Below are 6,499 nucleotides of genomic sequence, written 5' to 3'. Positions count from 1 at the left end.
CTTTCAAAGACCTTTCCTAACCTGAACCTGCCCTCCGGCAGTTCCATACGGTTAAAATTGTAAGATGCCAAGGTTACGAACCTCCAGGCCTAAAGCCTGCATCCCTGTTATGTTTTAAAGAACTTTTTCGCTGTTTCCCCGCTCCGTGTCAATCACTCTGTTTCGATGGGAGTGCAAAGGTAGAAGAGTTTTTATTTCCAACCAAATTTTTCTGAAGAAATTTTTAATCTTTTTTTCTGATTAAGTAACCCCGGAAAACCACTGCCAGCAACGATTTGAAGGATGTGGGAAGGAAGAAAAACTGTGCAAAGAACTACGTGTTTTCCGTTGTTAGCGGGATGCAAAGGTAGAGACTTTTTCGCTTTACTTCCAAATGTTTTGAGAAAGATTTTTCAAAAACCACACCCCGTAAAAACAAGAAACAGCTGTAACGCCCTGCCATCAAGGGATTCATCGGAACAGGATTTTTTGAAAAATCTTCCGCCACTCCCCAAAAAAAAGGCCGGAAATTCACTTTCCAGCCGGTAAAATCAGGTATATCTGCTCCCTCAACACCTCCATCTCTTCACTTCAGTAAGTTCCCTCAGGATACATCACCCGCATCAGGCACAAACCCTGCGGCGGCACCGCAAAATCAGCCATGGTGCAGTCTTTGCTCTCAATCACTGCACGAAATTCTTCCAGCGTCAGCTTCCCCCGCCCCACCCGCAGCATCGTACCCACCAGCCCGCGCACCATCCCGCGCAAAAAACGGTTGGCACTCACGTTATAGACTATACGACCATCGGATTCGGTCCAGTAAGACTCCCCTATCGTACAGTTGAATGTCTTCACCTGCGTATTCCGCTTGGAAAATGTACTGAAGTCGCGGTACTCTTTTATAATGCCGGCAGCGGCACGCAGCGCGTCCATATCCATGCGGTACGGGAAATAATACCCCCGGTCGCGCAGGAACGGATCCTTGAATTTATACAATGTGTACTCATAAGCCCGGCCGGTGGCCAGAAAGCGGCTGTGCGCCTCCTCATGCACGGGGTAAACGCCCTTCAGCACAATATCCGGCGGCAGGATGGCATTCATCTTATATACAAACTGCGGATGCAGCGGCAATGCGGTATCGAAATGCAGGAAGTTCTGCTGCGCATGCACGCCGGCATCGGTGCGGCTGGACCCTGTGGTAACCACGGGCTCACGCATCAGCAGGCCGGCGGCACGGTCGATCTCCGCCTGCACGGTGCGCGCATTCTCCTGTACCTGGAAACCGCTGTAACGCTCTCCCATATATGCAACTTCTAAAAAATACCTGGCCATGATGCGCGAAAGTAGGGATTTTTAAAACGACAAATGGTGAACAAAGCTCCCGCCGTTCACCATTTGTATTATCTGAATCAGGTTGTATTACTTTTTGATCAGCGCCTTGAAGCGGCCTTTGTAATAATCGTCTCTCAGCAGATCGCCAAGACTGTTGTAATTCTGCGAGTCGTAGGTACGGGGATACGCTGCATCGAGCAGCTGGTACCGGTTGTCTTCCGACGAAATCAGCTGCGTGAGCGCGCGCACCTGCTCGGTGCTCACACATACGCTGCGGGTGCCTTTGCGGAAAGCATCCACCATATCCTCATCCTTTTTCTTGCTGTTCATGGTGCGCAGCAGTTTGCGGAAGGCATCGACTTCGAGCACTTTCCCGCAATCGGAATTCACCATTTTTATGGACGGTTTCTTCTCTTCTTTTTCCTTCGCTTCGGCATTGCCGTAAAACTCAACGTTGGCAAGACTATCTTTCACGATCGCTTCCCGGTCCGCTGCTTCGCGTTCGGCTTTCTTTTTCAGCCTCCTGGCCTCCCGGGCTTCCTTGGCGCTCATTTCACTTTTTTCGCCCGCTGCTTCCTCCGCTACCGGCGTCACATCGGCGGCCTTCTCCACGGCTTTGGCGGCCGTGCCTGCGGCAGGCGCGGCACCGAAGTCAATGAACTCGGGCTCGGCCGTATCCTTTTTTTTCCTGGATTTCTTTTCTTTTTTAACGGGCTCCGCAGCAGGCTCCTCCGTTACAGGGGTAGCGGCAGGAGCAGCCTCATTGGCGGCGGTTTTCAGCGCTTCGTCGGCCGCGGCTTTCTTTTCATCTTCCAGCACGCTGCTCAGCAGCTCCTTTTCTTCGTCCGTGAGCGATGCACGCTCTTTGGAACGGTTCTTTTTACCGCGGGCTTTTTTCACGGGCGCTTCAGTCACTTCCTCCACAGCTGCCGTTACCGGCGCCGTTTCTACAGGGGGAGCCACGGGTTTGGCTTTGGGTTTGGGCGCTTCGAGCGGCATATCGTCCGGCCGGTCGTCTACCACCACTTTGTCAAGAGCTTCGGCAAAACCGCCTTTCTTTTTAGGCGCGGTATCGGGCGCTTTGGTCAGTACGGCCTCCACATCGGCCTGCACCTTGTCCATCATTTCTTTCTGCTCGGGCGTGGCGCTGTCGCTGGAAATGCGGGCAACGGTCACAACCTGGGTTTCTTCGGTTTCGGGAACGGGACCACCGGCGGCTTTCAGGGTAGCGAAAGTCTGCAGGTCGTACAGCGCGTAATCCTTCTCCCCGGTGCCTTTCAGCAGGAAACCGTAATCGCGTTTCCCTGTAAGCCGTATCACGTATTGCTGCTCCGGCCCTTCGTTTTTGGGAAAACCGATGGTCACCGGCACTTTCCCGGCATGCAGGCGGGGCAGAATAACATAACCTTTAGGGGAAGAACTCAGCAGCTTGCCGTTCAGCTTTACATAGAAAGGCTGCTGCTTTTCGTGCTGGATATATACGAAATACGACGGGTCCTGGGCTGCGAGGCCGGTTGCAAAAAACAGGCAGCAGCACAGATATAACAGTTTCAGTTTGATTCGATCCATAATGTTACTTGTAACAAATATTATTCCAGCACTATTAAAACCTCGCCTTTCTCTACGGCGGTGCGCTCGGCTACTTTGATTTCTTTCACCACGGCATCTGCCGCGGCCTTGAATACGTTTTCCATTTTCATGGCTTCCAGTATCAGCACCGGGTCGCCTTTTTTGATGGCCTGGCCGGGCGTTACGAGCACTTTCAGCACCATGCCGGGCATGGGCGCCTTGATGTCGTTCAGCTTGCGCGACGAGGTTTCGGAAATACCCATCGACGCCAGCAACCGGTCGAGCGGCTCCTGCAACGCCACCTCGTAAACGGCCTGGTTGATCTGCAGGGTCACGGTTTTGGTGTCCGGGTCGGTTTTTACCACCTCCGCCACCAGGCTTTTCCCATCCATCAGTATACTGAAACCGCCCGAAGGCAGGGCCGTTGCATGCCAATCTACGTGCTTCCCGTTGCATTCCACGCCGCCGGAACCGTCTCCGGCCGGGGCGATCTCAAACGGCCGGGCGCCGTTCACTGTTGCTTTAATCATATTTTACTGTCCAGTCCATACAAAAATAACAATTTTAACCGCTTGCGGTCGTATTTGGGCCATTTGTTTAAATTTGACCCTCACCCTCCCACCGGGGGGCTATTTTTGTTCAAAATATCAAATGCATGCATCATCAAGCCAAAAAAACGATTAGCATCGTGATGACAGGGCTCGCCGTTATCGGGCTCTGTACCAGGGTGTTAGCCCAAACAGTGGACAACCAGAAAGACGATCCCGCCCTCAAAATCTACCGGGCATCTCCCACCAAAATCAACAACCTCGTTCATACCAAGCTGGATGTGCGTTTCGATTATGCCAAACGTTATCTCAACGGCAAGGCCTGGATTACCCTGCAACCGAATTTCTATCCTACCGACAGCCTGACGCTGGACGCGAAAGGGATGGACATCAAAAAAGTATCCCTTATCCAGGGCACCGGCAGCACCACCCTCCGCTTCCCGAGCGAAGCCATGCTCAGGACGGCCAAACAGGCCCCGCTGCAATACGATTATAACGGCGAGGAAATTCGTGTTAAACTCAATAAAACGTATAAATCCGGCGAATCTTATACCGTTTTCGTGGAATATACCGCCAAACCGGACGAGTTGAAGGTGAAGGGCAGCGAAGCCATCACCGACGCCAAAGGCCTGTACTTCATCAATCCGGACGGCTCCGACCCGAAAAAACCCATCCAGATCTGGACCCAGGGCGAAACGGAAGCTTCCTCGGCCTGGTTCCCCACCATCGATAAAACCAACCAGAAAACGACTTCTGAAATCAGCATGACGGTCGACAAAAAATACGTGACGCTGTCCAACGGCAAACTTGTGAGCCAGAAACCCAACGCAGACGGTACCCGTACAGATACCTGGCGGATGGAGCTGCCCCACGCGCCCTACCTGTTCATGATGGCCGTGGGCGACTTCGCCATCGTAAAAGACCAGTGGCGCGGCAAGGAAGTGAATTATTACGTGGAGAAGGAATACGCTCCCCACGCCAAAGCCATTTTCGGCAATACGCCCGAAATGATGACCTTTTTCTCGAAACTGCTGGGGTACGATTACCCCTGGGTGAAATATTCGCAGATCGTGGTGCGCGACTACGTATCGGGCGCCATGGAAAACACCACGGCCACCATCCACGGTGATTTTCTGCAGAAAACCGACCGCGAGCTGCTCGACGACGATGACCGCTTGGGCGAATCCGTTATTGCCCACGAGCTGTTCCACCATTGGTTCGGCGACCTGGCCACCTGCGAATCGTGGAGCAACCTTACCATGAACGAATCTTTCGCCGACTACAGCGAATACCTCTGGTTCGAGCACAAGTTCGGGAAAGATGCGGCCGACGAGCACGGCTACACCGCCATGAACAATTACATGGAATCCGCAGAATACCAGGGCGACCGCCATTTGGTGCGGTTTCATTACCACGACAAGGAAAACATGTTCGATGCGGTGAGCTACCAGAAAGGCGGCCGCATCCTGCACATGCTCCGCAACTACCTGGGAGACGAGGCGTTTTTCAAAGGCCTCAACCTCTATCTGAAACAAAATGCCTTCAAAGCCACCGAATCGCACCATCTGCGCCTGGCGCTGGAGGAAGTGACCGGCCAGGACCTGAACTGGTTCTTCAACCAGTGGTACTTCAACCAGGGTTATCCCACGCTGGAGATCAACTACGACTACAGCCAGGCCGGCCTCGCCAAAGTGATCATCACCCAGAAAGGCGACCGTGTGTTTGACCTGCCGTTTGCCATCGATGTATATGCGGGTGGCAAGAAAGAACGCCACCAGGTGCGCCTCACCGAAAAAGCAGATACCTTCTCATTCGCGGTAAGCGCCAAACCCGATTTTATTAATGTGGACGCCGACAAAGTGCTCATCCTCAAAAAAACGGACCGCCGTGACCTGAACTCGTACGTGTTCCAGTATAAAAACGCGCCGAACTACCTCGACCGCCGCGAAGCCATCGAAGCCGCCATGAAGCAGCACACGACCAACGCCGCCGCGCGTGCGACGGTGATGGCCGCTACCAAAGATAAATATGAAGGCCTGCGCGCCCTCGCGATCTCCGGCCTCAAACTGGATAATAATGATGTAAAAACCGCTGCCCTCCCCATTCTCACGGACCTCGCCAAAAACGATCCCGTGGCCTGGGTACGCGCCGCCGCCATCAAACAACTGGGCAAACTGAAAGATGCACAGTACACATCCCTGTTTGAAGCGGCGCTGAAAGACCGCTCCTACCTCGTGGAAGGAACGGCCCTGAGCGCACTGGCCGAACTGGATACCAAAAAAGCATACCAGCTGGCTAAAACCATGGAAAAAGACGCCCGCGGCATGTTGAGCAGCGGCATCGCCAACGTGTACGCGAAAAACGGCAATGAGAGCGATGTACCCTTCTTTGCCGCCCGCCTCGAGGAAACTTCCGGCCAGGAAAAGATCGGCGCCGCCATCCTGTACCTGAATTTCCTCTCGTCCGTCGACAATACCGCCCTGGTGACCAAAGGCATCGACGAGGTGATGGATGTGGTGACCGGCTTCAACAATCCCTGGGTGAACAATTATATGGTGAACCTGCTTACGCCCATGGCGAAGAAAAAACAGGAAAAAGCCGCGCAGTCGTCCGGCGAATTGCGCAACGAACTGAATAAACAGGCCGACTATACCTTACAGGCCATCAAAAAAATTAAGGAAAGCAAGGCGGAGGAGTAGGCGGCAGGAAGGCGGTTCAGCCGCCGTTGTGTCACTCTCTTCAACTGCAGGATATCGATGGGCTGGCCCGCTTGGGCCGGCCCTTTTTTATGCACCTCCCATCCTGTTCTCATGGTATTTTAACAGGCAGTCCACTCCGTTTTAGTGCTGAGTTAAGCCTATGTTGAGCCTATGTGAAGCCTATGTGAGGTTTTGACATAGGCTTCACATAGGCTTAACATAGGGTCGTGACCAGGTTTGCACCCATCTCAAACAAGGTTGACATTTCAGCTAAAAGCAGCCATGGCCGTGGGGGATGACCTCTTTTTGCCCAATCTGCCACGCAACAGTTGTCAGGATCGCGAGGGCGAACAGCACGTCCGGCAAAATAAT

The 6,499-nt window shown here is 53.3% G+C and carries 4 protein-coding genes; 1 reads left to right on the top strand and 3 read right to left on the bottom strand.

Annotated features, from left to right (window positions below):
• Nucleotides 1-570 precede the first annotated feature (570 nt).
• The 3 genes from truA to EGT74_RS27295 form a co-directional block, all read right to left on the bottom strand.
• Nucleotides 571-1,311, bottom strand: coding sequence for a tRNA pseudouridine(38-40) synthase TruA (gene truA / locus EGT74_RS12290; RefSeq protein ID WP_123846788.1), 741 nt, complete (start codon nt 1,309-1,311; stop codon nt 571-573).
• 87 nt (nt 1,312-1,398) lie between these two features.
• Complete coding sequence (locus EGT74_RS12285) at nt 1,399-2,880, bottom strand: DUF4476 domain-containing protein (protein ID WP_123846787.1); 1,482 nt, start codon at nt 2,878-2,880, stop codon at nt 1,399-1,401.
• A gap of 20 nt (nt 2,881-2,900) precedes the next feature.
• Nucleotides 2,901-3,410 (bottom strand): biotin/lipoyl-containing protein, encoded by a 510-nt coding sequence (locus tag EGT74_RS27295; RefSeq protein ID WP_123846786.1) that lies wholly within the window; start codon nt 3,408-3,410, stop codon nt 2,901-2,903.
• A 125-nt stretch (nt 3,411-3,535) separates the two neighbouring features.
• Here EGT74_RS27295 and EGT74_RS12275 point away from each other — a divergent pair, with 125 nt between their 5' ends.
• Nucleotides 3,536-6,127 (top strand): M1 family aminopeptidase, encoded by a 2,592-nt coding sequence (locus EGT74_RS12275; RefSeq protein ID WP_220392848.1) that lies wholly within the window; start codon nt 3,536-3,538, stop codon nt 6,125-6,127.
• Nucleotides 6,128-6,499 lie beyond the last annotated feature (372 nt).

The organism is Chitinophaga lutea (assembly GCF_003813775.1).
GTDB lineage: Bacteria > Bacteroidota > Bacteroidia > Chitinophagales > Chitinophagaceae > Chitinophaga > Chitinophaga lutea.
Note: the sequence above shows the minus strand (reverse complement) of the source record. Positions and strands in the feature narration are given on the sequence as shown.